At 55.2% G+C, this 23,862-nt stretch carries 18 protein-coding genes, 3 tRNA genes and 1 other RNA gene; 11 read left to right on the top strand and 11 right to left on the bottom strand.

Features of this window, described 5'->3' with window-relative positions:
- The first annotated feature begins 103 nt into the window (after nt 1–103).
- Nucleotides 104–847 (top strand): EAL domain-containing protein, encoded by a 744-nt coding sequence (locus DBY66_RS02175; RefSeq protein WP_039384082.1) that lies wholly within the window; start codon nt 104–106, stop codon nt 845–847.
- 97 nt (nt 848–944) lie between these two features.
- On the top strand, nt 945–2,384 hold the full coding sequence (locus DBY66_RS02170) for a protein adenylyltransferase SelO (protein WP_071668770.1): 1,440 nt from the start codon (nt 945–947) through the stop codon (nt 2,382–2,384).
- Nucleotides 2,385–2,386: 2 nt separating this feature from the next.
- On the opposite strand, the gene DBY66_RS02165 is transcribed toward DBY66_RS02170, so the two are convergent.
- Both DBY66_RS02165 and DBY66_RS02160 read right to left on the bottom strand, forming a co-directional pair.
- Nucleotides 2,387–3,433 (bottom strand): 3-deoxy-7-phosphoheptulonate synthase, encoded by a 1,047-nt coding sequence (locus tag DBY66_RS02165; protein ID WP_039384089.1) that lies wholly within the window; start codon nt 3,431–3,433, stop codon nt 2,387–2,389.
- Nucleotides 3,434–3,566: 133 nt separating this feature from the next.
- Nucleotides 3,567–4,394 (bottom strand): pyruvate, water dikinase regulatory protein, encoded by an 828-nt coding sequence (locus DBY66_RS02160; RefSeq protein ID WP_039384092.1) that lies wholly within the window; start codon nt 4,392–4,394, stop codon nt 3,567–3,569.
- A gap of 440 nt (nt 4,395–4,834) precedes the next feature.
- On the opposite strand from DBY66_RS02160, the gene ppsA reads away from it, so the two are divergent.
- A complete protein-coding gene (gene ppsA, locus DBY66_RS02155) occupies nt 4,835–7,225 on the top strand; it encodes a phosphoenolpyruvate synthase (RefSeq protein ID WP_071668771.1) in 2,391 nt (796 codons plus the stop codon).
- A gap of 162 nt (nt 7,226–7,387) precedes the next feature.
- Here ppsA and rprA read toward each other — a convergent pair.
- An RNA gene (gene rprA, locus DBY66_RS02150) (antisense sRNA RprA) lies at nt 7,388–7,496 on the bottom strand.
- Nucleotides 7,497–7,746: 250 nt separating this feature from the next.
- On the bottom strand, nt 7,747–8,856 hold the full coding sequence (ydiK, locus tag DBY66_RS02145; protein WP_039384098.1) for an AI-2E family transporter YdiK: 1,110 nt from the start codon (nt 8,854–8,856) through the stop codon (nt 7,747–7,749).
- Between the two features lie 201 nt (nt 8,857–9,057).
- On the opposite strand from ydiK, the gene DBY66_RS02140 reads away from it, so the two are divergent.
- The gene (locus tag DBY66_RS02140) at nt 9,058–12,111 is read left to right on the top strand and encodes an FAD-binding and (Fe-S)-binding domain-containing protein (protein ID WP_104084799.1); all 3,054 of its coding nucleotides are present in this window, start codon (nt 9,058–9,060) and stop codon (nt 12,109–12,111) included.
- 30 nt (nt 12,112–12,141) lie between these two features.
- On the opposite strand, the gene DBY66_RS02135 is transcribed toward DBY66_RS02140, so the two are convergent.
- On the bottom strand, nt 12,142–12,546 hold the full coding sequence (locus DBY66_RS02135; protein WP_039385821.1) for a hypothetical protein: 405 nt from the start codon (nt 12,544–12,546) through the stop codon (nt 12,142–12,144).
- Nucleotides 12,547–12,933: 387 nt separating this feature from the next.
- Here DBY66_RS02135 and sufA point away from each other — a divergent pair, with 387 nt between their 5' ends.
- The 7 genes from sufA to DBY66_RS02100 are packed head-to-tail and all read left to right on the top strand — an operon-like array spanning nt 12,934 to nt 19,512.
- Nucleotides 12,934–13,308, top strand: coding sequence for a Fe-S cluster assembly scaffold SufA (gene sufA, locus DBY66_RS02130; protein WP_039384102.1), 375 nt, complete (start codon nt 12,934–12,936; stop codon nt 13,306–13,308).
- A 7-nt stretch (nt 13,309–13,315) separates the two neighbouring features.
- Complete coding sequence (sufB, locus tag DBY66_RS02125) at nt 13,316–14,809, top strand: Fe-S cluster assembly protein SufB (protein ID WP_039384104.1); 1,494 nt, start codon at nt 13,316–13,318, stop codon at nt 14,807–14,809.
- Nucleotides 14,810–14,848: 39 nt separating this feature from the next.
- Complete coding sequence (sufC, locus tag DBY66_RS02120; RefSeq protein WP_039384106.1) at nt 14,849–15,595, top strand: Fe-S cluster assembly ATPase SufC; 747 nt, start codon at nt 14,849–14,851, stop codon at nt 15,593–15,595.
- On the top strand, nt 15,570–16,847 hold the full coding sequence (sufD, locus tag DBY66_RS02115) for a Fe-S cluster assembly protein SufD (protein ID WP_039384107.1): 1,278 nt from the start codon (nt 15,570–15,572) through the stop codon (nt 16,845–16,847). Before sufC ends, sufD begins: the two co-directional genes overlap by 26 nt.
- Nucleotides 16,844–18,064, top strand: a complete 1,221-nt coding sequence (sufS, locus tag DBY66_RS02110; protein ID WP_108569279.1) for a cysteine desulfurase SufS — start codon at nt 16,844–16,846, stop codon at nt 18,062–18,064. Before sufD ends, sufS begins: the two co-directional genes overlap by 4 nt.
- 20 nt (nt 18,065–18,084) lie before the next feature.
- The gene (gene sufE, locus DBY66_RS02105; RefSeq protein WP_108569280.1) at nt 18,085–18,501 is read left to right on the top strand and encodes a cysteine desulfuration protein SufE; all 417 of its coding nucleotides are present in this window, start codon (nt 18,085–18,087) and stop codon (nt 18,499–18,501) included.
- Nucleotides 18,502–18,561: 60 nt separating this feature from the next.
- Complete coding sequence (locus DBY66_RS02100; RefSeq protein WP_108569281.1) at nt 18,562–19,512, top strand: L,D-transpeptidase family protein; 951 nt, start codon at nt 18,562–18,564, stop codon at nt 19,510–19,512.
- An 88-nt stretch (nt 19,513–19,600) separates the two neighbouring features.
- On the opposite strand, the gene DBY66_RS02095 is transcribed toward DBY66_RS02100, so the two are convergent.
- From DBY66_RS02095 to DBY66_RS02070, 6 genes are all read right to left on the bottom strand, one after another.
- The gene (locus tag DBY66_RS02095; RefSeq protein ID WP_039384115.1) at nt 19,601–19,837 is read right to left on the bottom strand and encodes a major outer membrane lipoprotein; all 237 of its coding nucleotides are present in this window, start codon (nt 19,835–19,837) and stop codon (nt 19,601–19,603) included.
- A 302-nt stretch (nt 19,838–20,139) separates the two neighbouring features.
- A complete protein-coding gene (gene pykF / locus DBY66_RS02090) occupies nt 20,140–21,552 on the bottom strand; it encodes a pyruvate kinase PykF (protein WP_039384119.1) in 1,413 nt (470 codons plus the stop codon).
- A 343-nt stretch (nt 21,553–21,895) separates the two neighbouring features.
- Nucleotides 21,896–21,972: transfer RNA gene (locus DBY66_RS02085), tRNA-Val, on the bottom strand.
- A 14-nt stretch (nt 21,973–21,986) separates the two neighbouring features.
- A tRNA-Val gene (locus DBY66_RS02080) sits at nt 21,987–22,063 on the bottom strand.
- Nucleotides 22,064–22,066: 3 nt separating this feature from the next.
- A tRNA-Val gene (locus DBY66_RS02075) sits at nt 22,067–22,143 on the bottom strand.
- Between the two features lie 154 nt (nt 22,144–22,297).
- Nucleotides 22,298–23,671 carry an MATE family efflux transporter gene (locus DBY66_RS02070; RefSeq protein ID WP_039384121.1) on the bottom strand — a complete coding sequence of 458 codons (1,374 nt, stop codon included), beginning with the start codon at nt 23,669–23,671 and terminating at the stop codon, nt 22,298–22,300.
- Nucleotides 23,672–23,862 lie beyond the last annotated feature (191 nt).

The following is a 23,862-nucleotide window of genomic DNA, read 5'->3' as shown; positions in this document are numbered from 1 at the left end:
CATTAGGCGCTAAAACACCTTCTCTTCCGGCGTTTGGTGCTATTGCCTGACTCTTTTCATTGATATACGATGCCTTCATTGCCACTGCCTCTGGCTGTAAAAAATGAAAGTCCATATTTCGGCCGACTATCAGTCGGAAACCTGGTTTTATCCGGCTTATACGCTGGAGGGCCAGCTCACTGCGGTTGAGCTGGTTACACAATTTGTTCATGACAGTGCGCCAATTACGTTGCCACAGGATTTACTGTTGCCGCAGCTCGATGCCAGTCAGCAGTTAAGGCTGCTGCAGGCTCAGCTTTTAATCCTGGAAAAGCACCGCGCTTTCTTTGAGCGTAATCATGTTGATGCGCTAATGAGAATTGACGAATCGCTGGCTGAAACGCTGTTAGAGAGTGAAATTCTGTTAAGGAAATTTAAACAGCTGCCATTTATCGTAATGGATATCAGCGAAACGTTTCCGCAATTATCTGCCGGCAAAGCGCATCCGGTTTTATCCCGACTTAATCATCAATTCCGTTTATCGCTTTCACAATTCGGAGCTGGCAAAGCCCCGGCAACGGCAGTCTATGATTCGCTGTTTAGCGTCCTGAAGCTGGATAAATTATTTATCCAGAATCTGGCGAAGCGCGCCTCCTTTATCCCTTTTATGCAGACGGTTATCGATAATTTCAGCGGCTATACGCAGCAAATTATTATTTCTGGTATCGATGATGCGCGCCTGCTGAGCAAAGTCAGCGATCTGAGCGGCGTGCATATTCAGGGTAACGTGTTCCCGGTGGTTAAAGCGGAACGGTTAGAAGATCTCATCACTCCTTTTCTGACGCAGACCACACCCTCGCAGCAGTAATTCAGGCGCTGTTTTTCCCGGGCGCCCCGTGCCAGACTATCCTTTACTCTCTACACGCTATCCTGGTGCTGCATTATTAAGCACCTCTGGAGTATATATGCAATTTATCAATAGCTGGCAGCAGGAGCTGACCGGATATTACACATCGCTGCAGCCCACGCCGCTGGCGGGAGGACGTCTCCTTTATCATAATGCGCCGCTGGCGGCGGAAATGGCGCTGGATGCGGAGCTGTTTGCCGGCGACGGCCACGGCGTATGGAGCGGTCAGGCGCTGCTGCCAGGCATGGCTCCGCTCGCTCAGGTGTATAGCGGCCATCAGTTTGGCGTCTGGGCCGGGCAGCTGGGTGACGGACGCGGCCTGCTGCTGGGTGAGCAGCAGCTGGAAGATGGGCGCAAGCTGGACTGGCATCTGAAAGGCGCAGGCTTAACCCCTTATTCCCGCATGGGAGATGGACGGGCGGTGATCCGCTCAAGCGTGCGGGAGTTTCTCGCTTCAGAAGCGTTACACCATTTGGGTATCCCCGGGACGCGCGCCCTGGCGCTGGCCATCGGTGACGAACCGGTGCTGCGCGAAACGCAGGAGCGCGGCGCGATGCTGATGCGTATTGCGGAGAGCCATCTGCGTTTTGGTCACTTTGAACACTTCTATTACGCAGGGGAGACGGATAAAGTACGCCAGCTGGCAGACTATGCGATTCGTCATCACTGGCCGCACCTTGAGGCGGAACCGGATCGCTATCTGCTGTGGTTCACGGATGTGGCAAAACGTACCGCCCGCCTGATCGCACTGTGGCAGAGCGCAGGCTTTGCTCACGGAGTGATGAACACAGATAACATGTCGATTCTCGGCCTGACGCTGGATTACGGTCCTTACGGCTTTCTTGATGAGTACGATCCCGCCTTTATCTGCAACCACAGTGACTATCAGGGGCGCTATGCGTTTAATAATCAGCCGACGGTTGGCCTGTGGAACCTCAACCGGCTGGCGCACGCGCTGTCGGGATTGCTGACCACGGAGCAGCTGAAGCAGGCGCTGAGCCACTATGAGCCTGAACTGATGCGCGTCTGGGGAGAGCGCATGCGGGCGAAACTTGGCCTGCTGACGCCGCAGGCAGAGGATAATACGATTCTGAGCAACCTGCTGGCGCTGATGAGCAATGAGCACAGCGATTACACCTTTACGTTTCGTCAGCTCAGCTATACCGAACAGCAGGAAAGGCGTTCGCCGCTGCGCGATGAGTTTATCGATCGCGACGCGTTTGATCGCTGGTATAGCAGCTATCAGCAGCGACTGCTGCAGGATGAGGCCAGCGACAGCGAACGGCAGGCGGTGATGCAGGCGGCGAACCCCGCCATCGTGCTGCGCAACTATCTTGCTCAGCAGGTGATTGAAGAGGTGGAGCGGGGCGAGACTGCGGCCCTTAAAGAGCTGCATCTGGCGCTGCAGCACCCCTTTGATGAAGCGGCCAGCAGCGCGACATTGCGCCAGCGGCCGCCGGAGTGGAGTAAAACGCTGGAGGTCAGCTGCTCCAGCTGATATCAGAAACGGCTGTCGACGGCGGCAGCCAGCTCTGCCAGTACCGCCGCGCTATCGTCCCAGCCGAGGCAGGGATCGGTAATCGACTGGCCGTACACCAGCGGCTGACCAGCCACCACTTTCTGGTTTCCTTCCTGCAGAAAACTCTCAATCATAACGCCTGCTACCGCTCGCGAACCGGCGCGGATCTGCGCGGCGATATCGCGCGCCACATCACGCTGGCGACGATGCTGCTTAAGGCAGTTGCCGTGACTGAAATCGATCACCATCTGCTCAGACAGGCTGAACTCACGCAGGCTGGCTGCCGCCGCCGCCACATCTTCCGCATGATAGTTTGGCTGACGCCCGCCGCGCAGGATCACATGACCGTGCGGATTGCCGCTGGTCTGATAAATGGTCATCTGGCCCGCTTTATCCGGCGAGAGGAACATATGGCTGGCGCGGGCAGCACGAATGGCGTCGACGGCGATCTGTACGTTACCGTCCGTGCCGTTTTTAAACCCTACCGGGCAGGAGAGCGCAGAGGCCATTTCGCGATGGATCTGGCTTTCAGTGGTGCGGGCGCCAATGGCACCCCAGCTGATGAGATCGGCTATAAACTGGCCGATGACCATATCGAGGAATTCAGTCGCCGTTGGCAGACCCAGCGCGTTGATATCCAGCAGCAGCTTGCGGGCGATAGCAATACCGCGATTGACATCAAAGCTGCCGTCAAGGTCGGGATCGGAAATCAGCCCTTTCCAGCCCACCACGGTACGCGGTTTCTCAAAATAGGCGCGCATGACGATTTCCAGCCGGTCCTGATACTGCTCGCGCAGCTGCTGCAGGCGTGCCGCATAATCCAGCGCAGCGCGCGGGTCATGCAGCGAACAGGGCCCGATTATGACCAGCAGGCGCGGATCCTCGCCGGTCAGAATGCGCGCAATACGCTGGCGCGCGGCCGTAACGCTCTCTGCGATATCAGACGATAGCGGGTGCTGGCTGGCCAGCGCGGCGGGCGTAATCAGGCTGCCAATTCGCGCCGTACGCAGTTCATCAGTTTTATTCATAGTGGCTCTCAAACAGGTTCTTCGCAGCGGTGATATACCGGGAAGTGATGAGGTTCACAATAAACCAATGCGTCCTGAATTCAACCAGCAAAATCACAGAGATAATAAATACGCGGGCCGCTTAGCGCATCAGTCAGTACATATGTCGCTCCAGCCCCATAATGTCGAGGATTTTGGTGGCAATCTCCTCGACCGAGTAGTTGGTACTATTGAGGTAGCGAATCTGATGTGTGCGGAACAGCGCTTCCACTTCACCCACTTCCAGCCGGCACTGGCGTAGCGAGGCGTAGCGGGTATTCTCCGCCCGTTCCTGGCGAATGGCCGCCAGCCGTTCCGGATCAATGGTCAGCCCGAACAGCTTGTGCTGATGCGCGCGCAGCGCAGGAGGAAGCTTGAGGTTATCCATATCATCGGCAATAAAGGGGTAGTTGGCTGCGCGAATACCAAACTGCATGGCAAGATAGAGGCTGGTCGGGGTTTTGCCACAGCGCGAAACGCCCAGCAGGATCACCTGAGCATCTTCGAGTCCGCGCAGTGAGATCCCGTCATCATGCGCCAGGGTGTAGTCAATCGCGGCGATACGCGCATCATATTTACCCAGATTATTCGCGGTCAGCCCGTGAGTGCGGTGTGCCACCGGCATAGAGGAGACGCCCAGTTCACTCTGCAGGGGAGCCACCAGCGCCTGCACAATATCCTGACAAAACCCCTCACTCTCCAGAATGATGTCGCGAACCTCAGGCGTAACGATGGAAAAAAAGACCAGCGGCCGCACGCCGCTGCGCTGCCAGAGCGCGTTGATCTGCGCTTTGACCGCCTGGGCGCGCTGCACGTTTTCTACAAACGGCAGGGTAACGCTGTGCGTATCAACCGGAAACTGCGAGAGCACCGCGTGGCCCAGCACTTCTGCTGTAATGGCGGTGCCGTCTGAAATATAAAACACGCTGCGTTCAGTGCTCATTGAAAAGTGCTCTCTGAATGAATAGTGAATTAACCGATTTCATTTCAAATTAAATCGAAATGAAATATCCATATGCCGCCGTGCTCAGACCGGAATAGTGTCATACCTGACGTTAATAGCATCATAAAGAAAAAGCGATAAATAAACGCCCGCGCCCGCCACAGTTTCATAAATGACGCGCAGACTCTGTCTGATGTCGTTTGCGCAACAGCAATTCGCTGATAATGCTATAAAAATGGAAAATTCGTTATTGCAGCAAGCTGTTAGTAATAATAGTGCCGTTTGCGCAACGTCAGCCCCGGCAGGTAATAGTCTGATTTTGTCTCTCTTTTTTTGCTTTAACGATTCAACACTTAGTCTTTATAAACCAGTTATGCCAGGCTGCTGTGGCGAATAGCAAAATGTTCCATGTGCCCTAATCATTTAAAAGGATCATCTCAATGTCCAATCAAGACCAACAATCGCTAGTGCTCTGGTATAACCAGCTTGGCATGCATGATGTTGATCGGGTGGGAGGCAAAAATGCCTCTCTTGGAGAAATGATTACCAATTTGTCGTCGCTGGGCGTATCCGTCCCGAACGGCTTTGCCACGACGTCTGACGCGTTTAATCAGTTTCTCGACCAAAGCGGACTGAACCAGCGCATTTATGCACTACTGGATATCACGGATATTGATGACGTGGCGGCGCTGGCCCAGGCGGGCAAGCAGATCCGCCAGTGGGTCGTGGACACGCCGTTTCAGCCGGCGCTGGAAGCGGCTATTCGTACTGCTTATGAGCAGCTTTCTGCTGATGATGCCGACGCCTCTTTTGCCGTCCGCTCATCCGCGACTGCCGAGGATATGCCTGACGCCTCATTCGCCGGGCAGCAGGAGACCTTCCTCAACGTACAGGGGTTTGATGCCGTGCTGGTGGCGGTTAAGCACGTATACGCCTCGCTGTTTAACGATCGGGCTATCTCATACCGCGTGCATCAGGGCTACGATCATCGCGGCGTGGCGCTCTCGGCCGGGGTGCAGCGTATGGTTCGCTCCGATCTTGCCGCCTCTGGCGTGATGTTTACCATTGATACTGAGTCAGGCTTTGATCAGGTCGTCTTTATCACTTCAGCCTGGGGGCTGGGTGAGATGGTGGTACAGGGTGCGGTCAACCCGGATGAGTTTTACGTGCATAAACCGACGCTGGCGGCAAACCGCCCGGCTATTGTCAGGCGGACGATGGGGTCTAAAAAAATCCGCATGGTGTATGCCGATTCTCAGACGCATGGCGAGCAGGTGCGCATTGAGGATGTGGAGCAGGCAACGCGCGATCGTTTCAGCCTGACCGACGACGAAGTACAGGCGCTGGCACGCCAGGCGGTGCTGATTGAACAGCACTACAAGCGCCCGATGGACATCGAGTGGGCAAAAGACGGGCATACCGGCAAGCTCTATATCGTACAGGCGCGACCGGAAACCGTACGCTCGAATGGTCAGGTGATGGAGCGCTACAGCCTGCAGGGCACGGGCCAGGTGCTGGTTGAAGGACGCGCCATCGGTCACCGTATCGGTGCGGGTGAAGTCAAGGTGATCCACGATATCAGCGAAATGCACCGCATTGAGAAGGGCGACGTGCTGGTCACCGATATGACGGACCCGGACTGGGAACCTATCATGAAAAAAGCGTCGGCTATCGTGACCAACCGCGGCGGACGCACCTGCCATGCGGCGATCATTGCACGTGAGCTGGGGATCCCGGCGGTGGTGGGATGTGGTGATGCCACCGATCACCTGCGTGACGGGCATAAAGTGACGGTTTCCTGCGCCGAAGGCGATACCGGCTACGTCTACAATGACCTGCTCGATTTTGAGATCGCCAGCTCTCAGGTCGACTCGATGCCCGATCTGCCGCTTAAGATCATGATGAACGTCGGTAATCCCGATCGCGCGTTTGACTTCGCCTGTCTGCCCAACGAGGGCGTGGGTCTGGCGCGGCTGGAGTTTATTATCAACCGCATGATCGGCGTGCATCCTAAAGCGCTGCTGGAGTTTGATCAGCAGACGCCGGAGCTACAGCAGCAGATCCGCCAGATGATGAAAGGCTTTGACGATCCGGTTGAGTTCTATATCGCGCGTCTGACAGAGGGGATTGCTACCCTGGGCGCCGCCTTTGCGCCGAAGCGCGTCATTGTGCGCCTGTCCGATTTTAAATCGAACGAGTACGCCAATCTGGTCGGCGGAGAGCGCTATGAGCCGGAAGAAGAGAACCCGATGCTTGGCTTCCGGGGTGCCGGGCGCTACGTTGCCGACAGCTTCCGCGACTGTTTTGCGCTGGAGTGCGAAGCCGTGAAGCGGGTGCGCAATGAGATGGGGCTGAGTAACGTTGAAATCATGGTGCCTTTTGTACGCACTGTTGATCAGGCGGAGGCGGTCGTGGCTGAGCTGGCGAAACACGGGCTGAAGCGCGGTGAGGCGGGTCTGAAGGTGATTATGATGTGTGAAATCCCGTCAAACGCGCTGCTGGCAGAGCAGTTCCTGCAGCACTTCGACGGTTTCTCCATCGGCTCCAACGATATGACGCAGCTGGCGCTGGGGCTGGATCGCGATTCTGGCGTGGTGTCTGCTCTGTTTGATGAGCGCAATGAAGCGGTGAAAGCGCTGCTTTCGATGGCGATTCAGGCCGCAAAAAAACAGGGCAAATATGTCGGTATCTGCGGACAGGGTCCTTCAGATCATCAGGATTTTGCCGCGTGGCTGATGGAGCAGGGCATTGACAGCCTGTCGCTTAATCCGGATACGGTGGTGGAAACCTGGCTGAGCCTGGCTGAGATTGACTCTGCTCAGCGCGCTTAACCTCTGAGCATGGCGCGTAAGGTTATACCGTACGCGTCATGATTCATGCAGGCTTAAGCTGCGGATGAGCCACTGTTTCAGCATAATAACCCTGATTTTTAGCTGCTAAGCATCCCGCCTGTTCAGATAGCATGCAGTGCTACAGCGGGCGCTGAATGCAGGCCAAAAAAAAGCCCATCACAGGGGATGGGCAAAGACTACACACAGCAATTCTTTTACGTTACTCAGGGGAAAAAGGTTGTTTAAAAATCAGTAGGTTGATTTCCAACATGAGAAACATATTATTTATTGCGCCTGCTATAGTCTTTAAGAATCCTCTTATTAGTTTAAAGCTGATAATCTTTTGTCGCCTCTTTTGCCCGCTGCATCGGGCGATTCAGTATGAAAAATAATCATTCCAGCCAGCGAAACGTCGTTAAGCGCTAAAAATCGCGTTTTTTCTTAAAAACCGTTTATGAAAAACAGCGTGCCTGAAAAATGCCCGGGCATGAATGTTCAGGCCGCTGCGAGCATCAGAGGTATCAGGGCAGCTCTTCATGCTCTGTCAGCGCTTCAATTGCCGTTTCCACATCATCATCCGGCGCCGGAGCCTCGTGCATCCAGACTGAAACCAGGCGATAAGAGACCGCCAGCACGACCGGGCCGATAAACAGGCCAATCATGCCAAAGGCGATCAGGCCGCCGATAACACCTGAGAGGATCAGAATCATGGGTAAATCGGCACCCATGCGAATCAGCACCGGACGTAACACGTTGTCGAGCGTGCCGACAATACAGCTCCAGACCAGCAGCACCGTGCCCCACGTCGTATCACCGCTCCAGTAGAGCCAGATAATCGCGGGTACCAGAACAATCAGCGGACCCAGCTGGACCAGGCAGGTCAGGATCATCAGCACCGTCAGCAGCGTGGCATAAGGTATGCCCGAGATCGCCAGTCCGATCCCGCCTAATACCCCCTGCACCAGCGCCGTGACGACAACACCCAGCGCAACGGCCCGTATTGCCTGTCCGGCCAGCAGCACCGCAGCATCGCCACGGGGCCCCCCCATACGGTAGGCGAAGTGGCGGATACCCTGTCCCACCTGCTCACCGCGCCAGTAAAGCAGCACGCTGAATAACAGCATCAGCGCCAGATGCAGCATAAAGCGGCCAAAATGTCCCGCCTGTGCGACAAAGAAGCCCGTGGTGCGACCAATATAGGGCTGCACCTGACGCATGATCGCTGAACCGCCGCCATCCACCAGCTTATGGTAACTGACATAGAGCTTGTTGCCGGCATACGGGATCTCCCGCAGCCAGGCGAATTCCGGCATCAGCAGATGGCGCTGAGTAGCCCAGGCGATAACCGGGGCGCTGTTGTCAATCAGGCTGCTGACCAGCAGCGCAATCGGAATGATAAACAGCAGCAGCAGCAGAATCGTCATGGCGATAACGGCCAGGGAGCGGCGTCCCCACAGCAGATGCTGCAGGCGAATCATGAGTGGCCAGGTTGCGATAACAACCATGCTTGCCCAGGCAAAGCCCAGAATAAAAGGCTGTACCACCCAGAGACAGGCGATAATCATCAGCAAAATAAACATCAGTGAGAACAGCAGTTGCGGCAGATCCACACCGCGTTGCAGGCTTTTCATAACAGCGATTTAACCTCAGTTAATCCTTCAGGAAGGGCCCCTGGCCCGGGATCATCATGCGCTATTTCCTGAAAATTAAACAGGAAAAGCAGGGCCACAGAAGCGGGGAAGGGAAATGCCAGCAGACAGGAAAAAAATGTGATACAACCAGACGTTGAAAAATTACTACGCAAACGTTTACAACATCCCGGTCACGACACCATGATCCCACAAATTCCGCAGGCTCCTGGCCTGGTTCAGCAAGTTCTCGCCTTTTTGCAGGCGCTCAAAGAGCAGGGTTTTACCGGCGATACCGCTACCAGCTATGCCGACCGTCTCTCACTCTCTACGGATAACAGCATCTATCAGCTTCTGCCGGATGCGGCACTGTTTCCGCGTTCGACCGCAGATATCGCTCTGATTGCGCGGCTCGCCGGTGAGGACGCTTTTGCCAGCCTGACGTTTACGCCACGCGGCGGCGGCACCGGCACTAACGGACAGTCGCTGAATCAGGGCATTGTGGTTGATATGTCGCGCTACATGAACCGCATTCTGGAGATCAACACCGAACAGGGCTGGGTGCGGGTTGAGGCGGGAGTAGTGAAAGATCAGCTCAACGCCTGGCTCCGGCCATACGGTTTCTTCTTTTCCCCGGAGCTCTCCACCAGTAACCGCGCCACGCTGGGCGGCATGATCAACACCGATGCCTCAGGTCAGGGATCGCTGGTATATGGTAAAACTTCCGATCATGTCGAGGGGTTACGCGCGGTGCTGCTGGGCGGCGATATCCTTGATACGCGCGCCATACCGGTGGCGCTGGCGGAGCAGCTCGCCGCAACGCCGACGCCTGAGGGCCGCATCTACCAGACGGTGCTGCAAAGCTGTCGTGAGCAGCGCGCGCTGATCCTTGAAAAATTTCCAAAGCTTAACCGCTTCCTGACCGGTTACGATTTACGCCACGTCTTCAGTGATGACATGCAGCAGGTCGATCTCACGCGGCTGTTGTGCGGTGCCGAGGGCACGCTGGCGTTTATTACGGAAGCGCGTCTTGATATCACGCCAATCCCCAAAGTCCGTCGTCTGGTTAACGTTAAATATGAGTCTTTCGACTCCGCGCTGCGCAACGCTTCATTTATGGTAAAAGCGCAGGCGCTGTCAGTGGAGACGGTGGATTCAAAAGTACTGAATCTGGCGCGGGAAGATATTGTCTGGCACTCCGTTAAAGAACTGATCACCGATATCCCGGATAAAACGATGCTGGGACTGAATATCGTGGAGTTTGCCGGCGATGATGGCGCACTTATCGAACAGCAAATCGCCCGTCTCTGCGACCGGCTGGATACGCTGATGGCTGAGCGGCAGGGTGGCGTCATAGGTTATCAGATCTGTAATGAACTGGCTGAGGTCGAGCGTATTTACGCGATGCGTAAGAAGGCGGTTGGCCTGCTGGGCAATGCACAGGGGCGCGCCAAGCCAATTCCGTTTGTGGAAGATACGGCGGTGCCGCCGGAGCAGCTGGCCGATTATATTGGTGAGTTTCGCGCGCTGCTGGATAGCCACGGCCTGAGCTACGGTATGTTTGGCCATGTTGATGCGGGCGTGCTGCACGTGCGTCCGGCACTGGATATGTGCGATCCGCAGCAGGTGCTGCTGATGAAGCAGATTTCAGATGAAGTGGTCGCGCTGACGGCCCGTTACGGCGGGTTACTGTGGGGGGAGCATGGCAAAGGTTTCCGCGCGCAGTATAGTCCGGCCTTTTTCGGTGAAACGCTGTTTACCGAGCTGCGTCGTATCAAACGCGCGTTCGATCCCGATAACCGGCTGAATCCGGGTAAAATCTGCACGCCGCTGGAGAGCGATGCGCCGATGATGCAGGTGAATGGCGCGATGCGCGGCGATCTGGATCGTCAGATCCCGCTGACGGTACGCACCAGCTGGCGCGGCGCGATGGAGTGCAACGGCAACGGCCTCTGCTTCAATTTTGATGTGCGCAGCCCGATGTGTCCGTCGATGAAAATCACCCGCAATCGTATTCACTCGCCGAAAGGACGCGCGACGCTGACGCGTGAATGGCTGCGCCTGCTGTCGGAGCAGGGCGTTGATCCTGACCAGCTTGAGCAGGCGCTGCCGCAGCAGGGAGCCAGCCTGCGTATGCTGATCCAGCGTACGCGTAACAGCTGGCACGCTAACCGCGGAGAGTACGATTTTTCCCATGAGGTAAAAGAGGCGATGTCGGGCTGTCTGGCCTGTAAAGCCTGTTCGACCCAGTGCCCGATTAAAATCGATGTGCCCGATTTCCGCGCGCGCTTTTTACAACTTTACCATACGCGCTATCTGCGACCGGTCAGCGATCACCTGGTGGCCAGCGTAGAGAGCTATGCGCCGCTGATGGCGAAAGCGCCAAAGGTGTTCAATTTCTTCCTGCAGCAGCCGTGGATGCGCGAATTCAGCAAAACGCATATCGGTATGGTGGATTTGCCTCAGCTCTCCGCACCTAACCTTAAACAGCGTCTGAGCGGGCATCCGGCAATGAACCTGACGCTGGAGCAGCTGGAAGCGATGGATAGCGCCGCGCGGCAGCAGTGCGTGCTGGTGGTGCAGGACCCGTTTACCAGCTACTACGAAGCGCAGCTGGTGACCGACTTTATTTCACTGATTGAAAAGCTGGGTTACCGTCCGGTGCTGCTGCCTTTCTCTCCCAACGGCAAAGCGCAGCATGTTAAGGGGTTTCTGCAGCGTTTCGCCCGTACCGCAGCGAAAACTGCTGAACTGCTCAATCGGGTGGCAAAACTGGGGATCCCGATGGTCGGGGTCGACCCGGCCACTGTGCTCTGCTATCGCGATGAGTATCAGCAGGTACTGAAAAGCAAGCGCGGTGATTTCAGCGTGCTACTGGTGCATGAGTGGCTGCAGCAGGCGCTGGCTGATGGCGTAAATCAGCCGGTCAGCGGCGAGCCCTGGTATCTGTTTGCGCACTGTACGGAAGTGACCGCGCTGCCCGCTACGCCGGATCAATGGCAGAAGATATTTGCCCGCTTCGGTGCCCGGCTGGAAAATATCAATACCGGCTGCTGCGGCATGGCGGGGACGTATGGCCACGAGGCGCAGCATCTGGAGAACTCGCTCGGCATCTATGCGCTCTCCTGGCATCCGCAGCTGCAGCGGCTGCCGCGCCAGCGCTGTCTGGCGACCGGCTTTTCCTGTCGCAGCCAGGTGAAACGTGCCGAAGGCAACGGCATGCGTCATCCTTTACAGGCGCTGCTGGAATTGATGTAAACAAAATGTAGGAGCCGTCACAAAGCTGGATTAGAATATCCAGCCAGCGTGGCGGACAAAATCACGCTGCAGGCCCGTTATCTGGTCCCAGTCGCCGCTTTGTGCAAGCTTTTGGCATAAATGCGTCAGCGACTGGCGGGCGAACTGATACGCCTGCAGGCGAAACAGCCGGTCACGGTCATCGTTGCCCATCTCCTGAATCAGGCGATGGTGCAGCTTGCCTAAGGCGTGCAGATAGCTGCGATCGTCGCCGTTGATATCGCAGATTTCCGCCATATCCAGGCAGGTATCGTTAAACCGGCGCAGCTGCTCCAGTGAGCACTCTGGCCGGTTGAGTCTGGCTTCGGCCAGATAAAAATCTACGGTGATGTCGCGCACGGCAAATCGGTAGTCGCTGATTTTGTGTTGTAACCAGGCTGAAACGGTACGTGTCATAGCGCCGCCTAAATAGTTAATGATAATCATTATCATATTAAACTGCGTCAGGAATGCAATTCCCGCTAAAGAAATATATTGATGTCTGTAACCTGTTACTAAAATCGGCAATAACAATCTCTTTACATTCGGTAAAGGCGTAACCTGTATACAGGTTAATTGCTTTAGGGCCGGTTTTTATAAAATGTTACGATATCAATAGGTTGTAATATTTGTCCCGAATAAAAACTGTCTGTTACAGGCCGTACTAAAGGGACTATGCTTAATAATTAAGCAGAAAAAACAGCACGAGATGATTATCCCTGCAAAACAAGAGGTTGAAGTGATAGGCGATATCACTACCATAGGGGGATAGCCTGAGAAGGTCCAGACTTGCGAGGTACAACGATGTCATCAGTAAACGCCGCGTCCTTTTCGCCTGACGATTTTGTCTGGAAAGGACTTACGCTGACCGAGTCGGCAGCGAAACAGATCCTGACTCTGGTTGAACAGGATCCGGAAGTAAAGGGTCTGAAACTGAGCGTGAAACAATCTGGCTGTGCCGGTTTTGGTTATGTCATGGATCTGGTAAAAGAGCCAGCCGATGACGATCTGCAGTTTGAGCAGTTTGGCGCAAAACTCTTTGTGCCGCTTCAGGCAATGCCGTTTGTCGACGGCACCGAGCTGGACTACGTCCGTGAAGGCCTGAACCAGATCTTTAAATTCAATAACCCTAAAGCTCAGCACGCCTGCGGGTGCGGTGAAAGCTTTGGCGTCGAGTAAGTGAAATATGTCACGACATAGCGAAGCATCTGATGATGTACAGACCTGGGAAGGCAAGCTCAACTACAAAGAGGGCTTCTTTACCCGGTTACAAACCGACGAACTGGCACACGGCATTAATGAAGATGTCGTGCGTGCGATCTCGGCTAAGCGTAACGAACCCGAATGGATGCTTGAGTTCCGGCTCAAGGCTTTCCGTGCCTGGCTTGAAATGGAAGAGCCGCACTGGTTAAAAGCGCACTATGACAAGCTCGACTATCAGGATTACAGCTACTTTTCTGCGCCATCATGCGGGAACTGTGACGACAGCTGCGCATCTGAGCCGGGTGCAACCCAGGCGTCGGGCAGCGTGGCCTCCAGTGACTACCTGACTCAGGAAGTGGAAGACGCGTTTAATCAGCTGGGTGTTCCGGTACGTGAAGGTAAAGAGGTCGCTGTCGATGCGATTTTCGATTCCGTGTCGGTCTCAACCACCTACCGTGACAAGCTGGCCAAACAGGGCATTATCTTCTGCTCATTTGGTGAAGCGATCCATGACCATCCGGAACTGGTACAGAAGTATCTGGGTACTGTCGTGCCACACAACGATAACTTCTTTGCTGCGCTTAACTCAGCGGTAGCCTCCGATGGCACCTTTGTTTATATCCCGAAAGGGGTACGCTGCCCGATGGAGCTGTCGACCTATTTCCGCATCAACGCGGCGAAAACAGGTCAGTTTGAGCGCACCATTCTGATTGCAGATGAAGACAGCTATGTCAGCTATATCGAGGGCTGCTCGGCGCCGGTACGTGACACTTATCAGCTGCACGCAGCGGTCGTTGAAGTCATCATCCATAAAAATGCTGAAGTGAAATATTCCACGGTACAGAACTGGTTCCCTGGCGGCGAAGGTGAGGGCGGTATCCTCAACTTCGTTACCAAGCGCGCCCTGTGCGAAGGCGATCACAGCAAGATGTCCTGGACGCAGTCTGAGACCGGCTCTGCGATTACCTGGAAATATCCAAGCTGTATCCTGCGCGGTGACTACTCCGTAGGTGAGTTCTACTCGGTTGCCCTGACCAGCGGTCGCCAGCAGGCGGATACCGGTACCAAGATGATCCATATCGGTAAAAACACCAAATCGACCATTATCTCTAAAGGGATATCGGCGGGTAAAAGCCAGAATACCTACCGCGGTCTGGTGAAAATCATGCCGACGGCAACCAATGCGCGTAACTTTACGCAGTGTGACTCGATGCTGATTGGTCCCGATTGCGGTGCGCATACTTTCCCGTATGTAGAAACGCGCAACAACACAGCGCAGCTTGAGCATGAAGCCACTACGTCACGTATTGGCGAAGATCAGATGTTCTACTGCCTGCAGCGCGGCATCAGCGAAGAAGATGCGATCTCTATGATCGTCAACGGCTTCTGTAAAGATGTTTTCTCCGAGCTGCCACTGGAATTTGCCGTGGAAGCACAAAAACTGTTAGCGATCAGCCTTGAGCACAGTGTCGGCTGATGCCACACGCGTTGCCGGAAGCAATGTGAAGGAATAAGTATGTTAAGTATTAAAGATTTACAGGTTAGCGTTGAAGATAAAGAGATTTTGCGCGGTCTGAACCTGGAAGTTAAACCAGGTGAAGTCCACGCCATTATGGGCCCGAATGGCTCAGGTAAAAGTACGCTTTCAGCAACGCTGGCGGGTCGCGAAGATTACGAGATCACCGGTGGCTCTGTCACCTTTAAAGAGAAAGATCTGCTGGCGCTGGAACCTGAAGAGCGTGCCGGAGAAGGCATCTTTATGGCGTTCCAGTACCCGGTAGAGATCCCGGGTGTCAGCAACCAGTTTTTCCTGCAGACCTCCGTTAATGCAGTACGCAAATATCGCGAGCAGGAAGAGCTGGATCGCTTCGACTTCCAGGATTTTATCGAAGATAAGATCAAGCTGCTGAAAATGCCGGAAGATTTGCTGACGCGTTCAGTTAACGTCGGCTTCTCCGGTGGTGAGAAGAAGCGCAATGATATTCTGCAGATGGCGGCGCTGGAGCCGGAACTCTGCATTCTCGATGAGACCGATTCGGGTCTGGATATCGATGCCCTGAAAATCGTGTCTGAGGGCGTTAACAGCCTGCGCGACGGTAAGCGCTCTTTCATCATCGTAACGCACTATCAGCGTATCCTGGATTACATTAAGCCGGATCACGTGCACGTTCTTTATCAGGGTAAAATCGTTAAGTCTGGCGACTTTTCACTGGTGAAACAGCTGGAGGAGCAAGGCTATGGCTGGCTTACCGACGAAGAGTGATAATGCCCTGCAGCAGTGGCACCATCTGTTTGAGTCTCGCGGCGAGCAGCGCTCGCTGCAGGCGCAGCAGCACTGGCAGCAGCTGATGCGTGAAGGCTTGCCCACCCGCAAGCATGAAAACTGGAAATATACGTCGCTGGAGAGCCTGCTGGGACAGCACTTTGTGCTGCCTTCCGCGCAGAGTCTCAGCCGTGAGCAGGCGGATGCGCTGGCGCTGCCGCTGGACGCGGTACGACTGGTATTTGTTGATGGCCGCTTCCAGCCTGCGCTGAGCAGCACGGAAACCGATCTGTTTGAGATCCAGCACGTTCAGGCAGCTGAGCGTCGCGATTTGCCGGCGCCGGTGCAGCCGGAGATCTTCCTGCATCTGACAGAGAGCCTGGCAGAAGAGGTGACGACGATTCGTCTGGCGCGCGGCAAAGCGGCCACCCGCCCACTCTACCTGCTGCATATCACCAGCGGTCAGGCAGATGCGCTCAACACCGTGCATCATCGTCATCATGTAGAGCTGGAGCAGAGTGCGGTAGCGGAAATCGTTGAGCACTATGTCACGCTGAATGACGCGGCGCACTTTACCGGCGCGCGGATCACCTTTGCCGTGGCGGATAATGCGCAGCTGAAACATACCAAGCTCGCCTTTGAAACCAGCAGCAGCTATCACTTTGCGCATAATGACATTGTGATGGGTCAGGATGCGCGCGTCAGCAGCACCAGCTTCCTGCTGGGCGCCGGCCTGTCACGTCATAACACCAGCACGCAGCTGAATGGCGAAAACAGCGAGCTGGCAATGAACAGCCTGGTCCTGCCGGTGGGCAGCGAAATCGCAGATACCCGCAGCTATCTGGAGCACAACAAAGGCCACTGCCTGAGTCGTCAGCTGCATAAAACCATTTCGCGCGAAAAAGGCCGTGCCGTCTTCAATGGTCACATCAAAGTGGCACAGCACGCGCTGAAAACCGATGGCCAGATGACCAATAACAATCTGCTTCTGGGCCGGCTGGCGGAAGTCGATACCAAGCCACAGCTGGAGATCTACGCCGATGACGTGAAATGCAGCCATGGTGCCACCATCGGCCGCATTGATGATGAGCAGATGTTCTATCTGCGTTCGCGCGGTATTGCTGAAGAAGCGGCGCAGCAGATGATCATCCACGCTTTTGCCGCCGAACTGACCGAAACGCTGGATGATGACATTCTGCGTCAGGCGGTGCTGGCACGCATCTCACAGCGTTTTCCTGGAGTACATTCATGAGTTTCGATTCCGAACGAGTCAGAGCGGAGTTTCCGATCCTGAGTCGTGAGGTCAACGGACACCCGCTGGCCTACCTTGACAGCGCGGCCAGCGCGCAGCGTCCGCTCGCGGTAATCAACGCGGAAAGTCATTTTTACCAGCACGGCTACGCCGCCGTGCATCGCGGCATCCATTCGCTGAGCGCGCAGGCCACCAGCGATATGGAAGCGGTACGCGCGCAGGCTGCGGCCTTTCTGAATGCGGCTTCGCATGAAGAGATTATCTTTGTTAAAGGCACAACCGAAGGCATTAATCTGGTAGCCAATAGCTGGGGCGGCAGTCAGCTGCAGCCCGGTGACAATCTCATCATTACCGAGATGGAGCATCACGCTAACATCGTGCCGTGGCAGATGGTGGCACAGCGCACCGGTGCTGAGATCCGCGTCCTGCCGCTCAGCGATAGCGGCGAACTGGCTACAGAGCAGCTTGCTTCGCTCATCGACAGCCGTACCCGGCTGCTGGCGGTCACGCACGTCTCTAACGTGCTGGGCACCGTTAACCCGGTTAAGGCGCTGGTCGCTCAGGCGAAAGCAGCCGGCCTGGTCACACTGATTGATGGCGCGCAGGCGGTGATGCATCACGCCGTTGACGTGCAGGATATCGACTGTGATTTCTACGTTTTCTCCGGACATAAGATTTACGGTCCGACCGGCATCGGCGTGCTCTATGCGCGTAAAGCGCTGCAGGAGCAGATGCCGCCGTGGGAAGGCGGGGGTTCCATGATTGACCAGGTCATGCTGCCGGTGGGAACCACCTGGAACAGCGCGCCGTGGCGCTTTGAAGCGGGTACGCCTAATACCGGCGGTATCATCGGTCTGGGTGCCGCACTGAATTGGGTAAGTGAACTGGGTCTTGACGCTATTCATGCACGCGAAAGCGCGCTGATGCGTTACGCGCTGGACAAACTCGCTTCAGTACCGGACATCGTGCTTTATGGTCCAGCACAGCGCAGCGGGGTAATCGCCTTTAACCTGGGTAAACATCACGCCTTTGACGTTGGCAGCTTCCTCGATCAGTATGGTATTGCCATTCGCACCGGTCACCACTGTGCGATGCCGCTGATGCGCCACTATGCCGTACCGGCGATGTGTCGCGCCTCCTTCGCGCTCTATAATACCGAAGATGAGGCAGATCGGCTGGCCGCTGGCCTGACGCGTATCCATCGCCTGCTGGGCTAAGCAGATTTCAGGAGTAACAGATGGCGAACCTGCCGGAAAAAGAGAAGCTGGTGCGCAACTTTAATCGTTGCGCTAACTGGGAAGAGAAGTACCTTTACATCATTGAGCTGGGTGCAAAATTACCAGAATCCTCTGAAAGCCTGCATCAGCCTGGGTATGTCATTTCAGGCTGTCAGAGCCAGGTCTGGATCCGCATGACGCCGCAGGCGGACGGATCGATGGCGTTTGAAGGGGATAGCGACGCAGCTATTGTTAAGGGATTGATTGCAGTAGTATTTAGCCTCTATCAGGGGCTGAAGCCGCAGGAGATCCTCGAGCTGGATGTGCGCCACTGGTTTGCGGAACTGGCGCTGACTCAGCACCTGACGCCAACGCGTTCTCAGGGGCTGGAAGCGATGATCCGCGCTATCCGGCATAACGCTCAGCAGCTCTGCTAAGGTACACTCTTCAGACCCCGGTTTAGCCGGGGTCTTTTCCATCCAGAAAGAGAAACCTGCATGAAACCTGCGTTACGTTTAGCTGGTGCACTGCTGCTGTCCTGCTTTGGACTCTCTGCACCTTCAATGGCTACTGAATATCCTCTCCCTGCCGACGACAGCCGCCTGATCGGCGAAAACGTTCTGACCACTATCTCTGATAACAAACAGCCGCTGGAGAGCGTGGCAGCGCGCTACAGCACAGGACTGCTCGGCCTGCTGGAAGCAAACCCCGGCGTTGATCCCTGGCTGCCGGCGGCAGGTACGCAGATCACCGTGCCGCTGCAGATGCTGTTGCCGGATGCGCCGCGCAAAGGGATTGTGGTTAATCTGGCTGAGCTGCGCCTCTACTACTATCCGCCGGGAGAAAACCGCGTGGTGGTCTATCCAATCGGCATTGGCCAGTTAGGCGCTGCGACGCCCGATATGGTGACGCGTATCAGCCAGAAAATTCCCAACCCGACCTGGACACCGACGCCAAATATTCGCAAGCGCTATGCGAAAGAGGGCGTGACGCTGCCGGTTACGGTTCCGGCCGGCCCTGACAATCCGATGGGACTGTTCGCCCTGCGTCTGGCGTATGGCAAGGGACACTACCTGATTCACGGCACTAACGCTGACTTTGGCATCGGCATGCGCGTCAGCTCCGGCTGTATTCGCCTGCGTCCCGCTGATATTGAAGCGCTGTTCAGCAGCGTCCCGGCAGGCACGCGCGTTCAGATTGTTAATCAGCCGGTGAAGTACGCCATCGAACCAGACGGTAAACGTTATATTGAGGTTCATCAGCCGCTGTCGCGCAGTGAAAAAGATGATCCGCAGACGCAGCCGCTGGTGCGCAGCACCGCTCTGAAAGCCTTTAGCCGCAGTGCGAAAAGCGACAGTGCGCTGATTGAGGAGGCGATGACGCGCCGTTCAGGTATGCCGGTGCTGGTCAGCAGCGGCGAGCCGGTTGCCGCAGAGCCGCAGGGCTGAAGTCAGCCGGTCAGACAGCGCCACCGGGCGCTGGAATCAGCACAAAAAAAATGGTGCCACCAGGGCACCATTTTTCAAACCAGAACTCTTACTTACGGTAAGAGTGAGCCTGGTTGTCCAGACGCTGGTTAGCGCGAGCTGCGTCATCTTTAGCAGCCTGAACGTCAGAACGCACTGCGTTCACGTCGTTGCTCAGCTGGTCAACTTTAGCGTTCAGAGTCTGAACGTCTGAAGACAGCTGGTCGATTTTAGCGTTGCTTGAGCAACCAGCCAGCAGAGTTGAACCCAGGATTACCGCGCCCAGTACCAGTTTAGTACGTTTCATTTTATACCCTCTAGATTAAGTTAATCTCCATGTAGCGTTACAAGTATTGCACAAAGCTTTTTAAGTTGAGAATAAATTTTTGATGAGAACATGCTTAAATTTGATCGTTCGCTCAAAGAAGCAGCATCTGGCAGAATATGATGAAAATATTTAGCGAAAACAGAGGGATTTAATCGGATTAACCTTAATTCCACAACATATTGAATAGTTATTTTCGATTTGAATTTTTCTGATTATAGATTAGCGATGGAATAAAAAAAGCGCCGGTTAAGGCGCTTGTTTAAATAAAGTGTGACGTTAAATCAAATCACGTGCACGGAAGCGGTGTTAGTAGTTCCGCTTGGCACCAGGGCACCTGAAACCATCACGACCACATCACCTTTCTGCGCGTAGCCGCTTTCCAGCGCCAGCTCTTTACCAATGCGATAGAAATCATCGGTTGATTCAATGCGGGCGACCAGGCGAGTCTCGATACCTTTGCTCAGGATCAGCTGACGGGCAGTGGTCTGGTTGGTCGTCAGGGCGAGAATGGTTGCATCCGGGAAGTACTTACGTACTGATTTTGCTGATTTACCGCCCTCGGTGGCTACAACAATCAGTGGTGCTTCCAGTTTCTCTGCGGTCTCAACGGCACCACGGCAGACAGCTTCCGTAATACGCAGCTTGCGGGAATCTTTCAGCTCGTCGATGCGTGACTTCATCACGCGATCGGTACGCTCACAGATGGTGGCCATGATCGTGACCGACTCCAGCGGATAGCGGCCTTTGGCGCTCTCACCAGACAGCATCACGGCGTCAGTACCGTCAAGAATGGCGTTAGCCACGTCGCCCGCTTCAGCACGGGTAGGGCGCGGGTTTTTGATCATGGAGTCGAGCATCTGCGTAGCAGTGATGACCACTTTGCGGGCTTTGTTGCACTTTTTGATCATCATCTTCTGCGCGAAGATAACCTCTTCAACCGGGATCTCTACGCCCAGATCGCCACGCGCAACCATGATGCCGTCAGACGCTTCAAGAATTTCATCGAAGTTGTTAAGGCCTTCCTGGTTTTCGATCTTAGAGATGATCTGGATGTTTTCGCCGCCATGCGCTTTCAGATGCTCGCGGATCTCCAGCACGTCAGAGCGTTTACGAATAAACGACGCGGCGACAAAGTCCACTCCCTGCTCGCAGCCAAAAATCAGATCGCGCTTATCTTTTTCTGCCAGTGCAGGCAGCTGGATAGAGACGCCAGGCAGGTTAACGCCTTTGTTTTCGCCGAGGTCGCCGTTATTCAGCACTTCACACACTACGCTGTTTTCCGTGACTTCAGTAACGGTCATGCCAATCAGGCCATCGTCGACCAGAACCGTGTTGCCAATTTTCAGATCTTCAGTAAAACCGGCATAGGTAACAGCGACGCGTTCATGATTACCAATCACAGACTGATCGGTGGTAAAGGTAAAGGTCTGGCCCGCCTTGAGTGAAACGTCGTTGCCACCCTCCAGCTTCATGGTGCGGATTTCCGGTCCTTTGGTGTCCAGCAGAATCGCGGCCTGATGCCCCGTTTTTTCCATGACGGCACGCATATTTGCGATGCGCTGACCATGTTCGGCGTAATCACCGTGCGAGAAGTTGAGACGCATAACGTTCATGCCTGCTTCCAGCAGCTGGGTCAGCATCTCTTCTGATTCGGTTTTCGGCCCGATAGTACAAACAATCTTGGTCTTTTTCATGTCAGATATCTGTATGTTGTGATGGATGATAAAGGTCGGTATCCGATGCGCGGAGCACCGAAGTGAAAATGTGACGATTGTGGCTACGGATAATACAGAAGTAAGAATAGGTGACAGGAACTGAGCGTGCAGGGAAGTTATGCGTTGCAGAAGCAGGCCGGCAGAGCGGCGTTGCGCAAATCAGAGACATTGATGGCATAGGCACGTCAGCGCTGAAACCTTTCAGGTGAAACAACGAGCCATAGTATAATCGCTAAGTATGCGAAAACCAATATAAAAGCAGCAGGGGATATCGACCTGAATCAAGGAAAGCGACGTTGCGCAAGAAGAGGATACAGCGAAGTGGTGCGCTCTAATGGACTCGAACCATCGACCCCCACCATGTCAAGGTGGTGCTCTAACCAACTGAGCTAAGAGCGCGCAATACAGCAAACTGGTGCGTCCGAGTGGACTCGAACCACCGACCCCCACCATGTCAAGGTGGTGCTCTAACCAACTGAGCTACGGACGCACTTGGTGCGCTCTAATGGACTCGAACCATCGACCCCCACCATGTCAAGGTGGTGCTCTAACCAACTGAGCTAAGAGCGCAACACGCTGTCAGGGCGACAGCGGGGACGAATATTAACGGTACGCCGGAAACCTGGCAAGGGAAAAAAACAGAAAATCGGGACGACTGACCAGCATCTGTGCGAAGCGTCGCTTTTTTCAGCATTGCGGGCCAGATAAACGCCCGCTCAGCCACTTAGCGCGCCGCCCGCGCCAGAATAACCTCTGCAGGCAGACGCTGCATACGGCGAATACGCCAGATCATCATCGCGGCGGCAGAGGTCAGGCCCACAATAAACCCGCACCAGAATCCGGCCGGACCCAGCGCCGGAACAATCCAGTCAGTCAGCGCCAGGATATAGCCTGCCGGCAGTCCCAATACCCAGTAAGCGATCAGCGTAATGAAAAAGATCGAGCGGGTATCTTTATAACCGCGCAGGATCCCGCTGCCGATAACCTGAATCGAATCGGAGAACTGATAGATCGCAGCCAGCAGCATCAGCTGGGCAGCCAGCGTAATGACCGCAGGGTTCGCCGTATAGAGCGCGGCGATATCGTGACGGAACGTGACGGTAAACAGGGCAGTGCAGGCCGCCATGGCGATGCCCACGCCCTGACCGGTCCAGGCGGCGGTGCGTGCACCTTCCGCCGAGCCTTCACCCAGCCGGTAACCCACGCGAATCGTGGTGGCTACCCCCAGCGACAGCGGCAGGACAAACATCAGTGAGCTGAAGTTGAGCGCGATCTGGTGTCCTGCGACATTCACAATGCCCAGTGGTGAAACCAGCAGCGCCACTACGGCAAACAGCGTAACTTCAAAGAACAGCGCCAGCGCTACCGGTAACCCCAGCGAAAAGAGCCGCGTGAGAATAGCGCGCGAGGGCGCTGACCAGCGTGAGGCCATGCGAATATCGCGCATCGCCGGCATACGCCGGAGCCAGAAGCGCATAACCAGAAACATCACCCAGTAGACGGAGGCGGTTGCCACGCCGCACCCCACGCCGCCGAGACGCGGCATACCAAAGTGGCCATAAATGAAGATGTAGTTCAGCGGAATGTTGGTCAGCAGTCCGAGAAAGCCCAGCAGCATGGCGGGTTTGGTTTTAGACAGACCGTCGCACTGGTTACGCGCCACCTGGAAAAAAAGATAGCCTGGTGCGCCCCAGAGCAGCGCATGCAGGTAACCTTCCGCTTTAATGGCCAGATCGGCGTCAATGTCATGCATTGCGCGGATAAGATAGCCCGCGTTCCATAACACAACCATAATGACAAGCGAAACGGCCAGTGCCAGCCAGTACCCCTGGCGCACCTGCTCGGCAATGCGTTCACGTCGTCCGGACCCGTTGAGTTGCGCAACGGCTGGCGTCAGTGCCAGTAGCAGACCGTGACCAAAAAGAATGGCGGGAAGCCAGATAGAGGTGCCAACAGCAACGGCGGCCATATCCGTGGCGCTTACCGCACCGGCCATAACGGTATCTACAAATCCCATCGCAGTCTGGGCTACCTGAGCGAGGATCACCGGGATTGCGAGGGCCAGCAGCTGACGCGCTTCTGTTAAATACTTCTGCACGTATCACCTGTTTGATTAAGAGAAAGAGAAACTATTCCCGGCGAATGCGCGCTCAATGCAGCCAGAGCCCGCACGCGGAACAAATAATGATAACAAATTTATTTGCCTTTTATGCAACCATTGCGCATGCGCAAATTAAGTTGTGCTGGCAGGTTGTGATAAGCTAAGACAAACGCGTGGAGAGGATAGTT

Origin of the sequence: Pantoea sp. RIT413 (assembly GCF_003057675.2) — a bacterium.
In the GTDB taxonomy this organism is placed as follows: domain Bacteria; phylum Pseudomonadota; class Gammaproteobacteria; order Enterobacterales; family Enterobacteriaceae; genus Pantoea; species Pantoea eucrina.
This window is presented reverse-complemented; position numbering and strand designations above follow the sequence as displayed.

Bases quoted from the DNA above. Each gene is read 5' to 3' on its own strand.
- DBY66_RS02135 (WP_039385821.1), bottom strand. From the start codon at position 12,546: ATGACACGTACCGTTTCAGCCTGGTTACAACACAAAATCAGCGACTAC.
- DBY66_RS02160 (WP_039384092.1), bottom strand. From the start codon at position 4,394: ATGAGCACTGAACGCAGCGTGTTTTATATTTCAGACGGCACCGCCATT.
- DBY66_RS02100 (WP_108569281.1), top strand. From the start codon at position 18,562: ATGAAACCTGCGTTACGTTTAGCTGGTGCACTGCTGCTGTCCTGCTTT.
- pykF (WP_039384119.1), bottom strand. From the start codon at position 21,552: ATGAAAAAGACCAAGATTGTTTGTACTATCGGGCCGAAAACCGAATCA.
- sufE (WP_108569280.1), top strand. From the start codon at position 18,085: ATGGCGAACCTGCCGGAAAAAGAGAAGCTGGTGCGCAACTTTAATCGT.
- sufA (WP_039384102.1), top strand. From the start codon at position 12,934: ATGTCATCAGTAAACGCCGCGTCCTTTTCGCCTGACGATTTTGTCTGG.
- DBY66_RS02095 (WP_039384115.1), bottom strand. From the start codon at position 19,837: ATGAAACGTACTAAACTGGTACTGGGCGCGGTAATCCTGGGTTCAACT.
- DBY66_RS02140 (WP_104084799.1), top strand. From the start codon at position 9,058: ATGATCCCACAAATTCCGCAGGCTCCTGGCCTGGTTCAGCAAGTTCTC.
- ppsA (WP_071668771.1), top strand. From the start codon at position 4,835: ATGTCCAATCAAGACCAACAATCGCTAGTGCTCTGGTATAACCAGCTT.
- DBY66_RS02170 (WP_071668770.1), top strand. From the start codon at position 945: ATGCAATTTATCAATAGCTGGCAGCAGGAGCTGACCGGATATTACACA.
- sufS (WP_108569279.1), top strand. From the start codon at position 16,844: ATGAGTTTCGATTCCGAACGAGTCAGAGCGGAGTTTCCGATCCTGAGT.
- DBY66_RS02165 (WP_039384089.1), bottom strand. From the start codon at position 3,433: ATGAATAAAACTGATGAACTGCGTACGGCGCGAATTGGCAGCCTGATT.
- DBY66_RS02175 (WP_039384082.1), top strand. From the start codon at position 104: ATGAAAGTCCATATTTCGGCCGACTATCAGTCGGAAACCTGGTTTTAT.
- sufD (WP_039384107.1), top strand. From the start codon at position 15,570: ATGGCTGGCTTACCGACGAAGAGTGATAATGCCCTGCAGCAGTGGCAC.
- ydiK (WP_039384098.1), bottom strand. From the start codon at position 8,856: ATGAAAAGCCTGCAACGCGGTGTGGATCTGCCGCAACTGCTGTTCTCA.
- sufC (WP_039384106.1), top strand. From the start codon at position 14,849: ATGTTAAGTATTAAAGATTTACAGGTTAGCGTTGAAGATAAAGAGATT.
- sufB (WP_039384104.1), top strand. From the start codon at position 13,316: ATGTCACGACATAGCGAAGCATCTGATGATGTACAGACCTGGGAAGGC.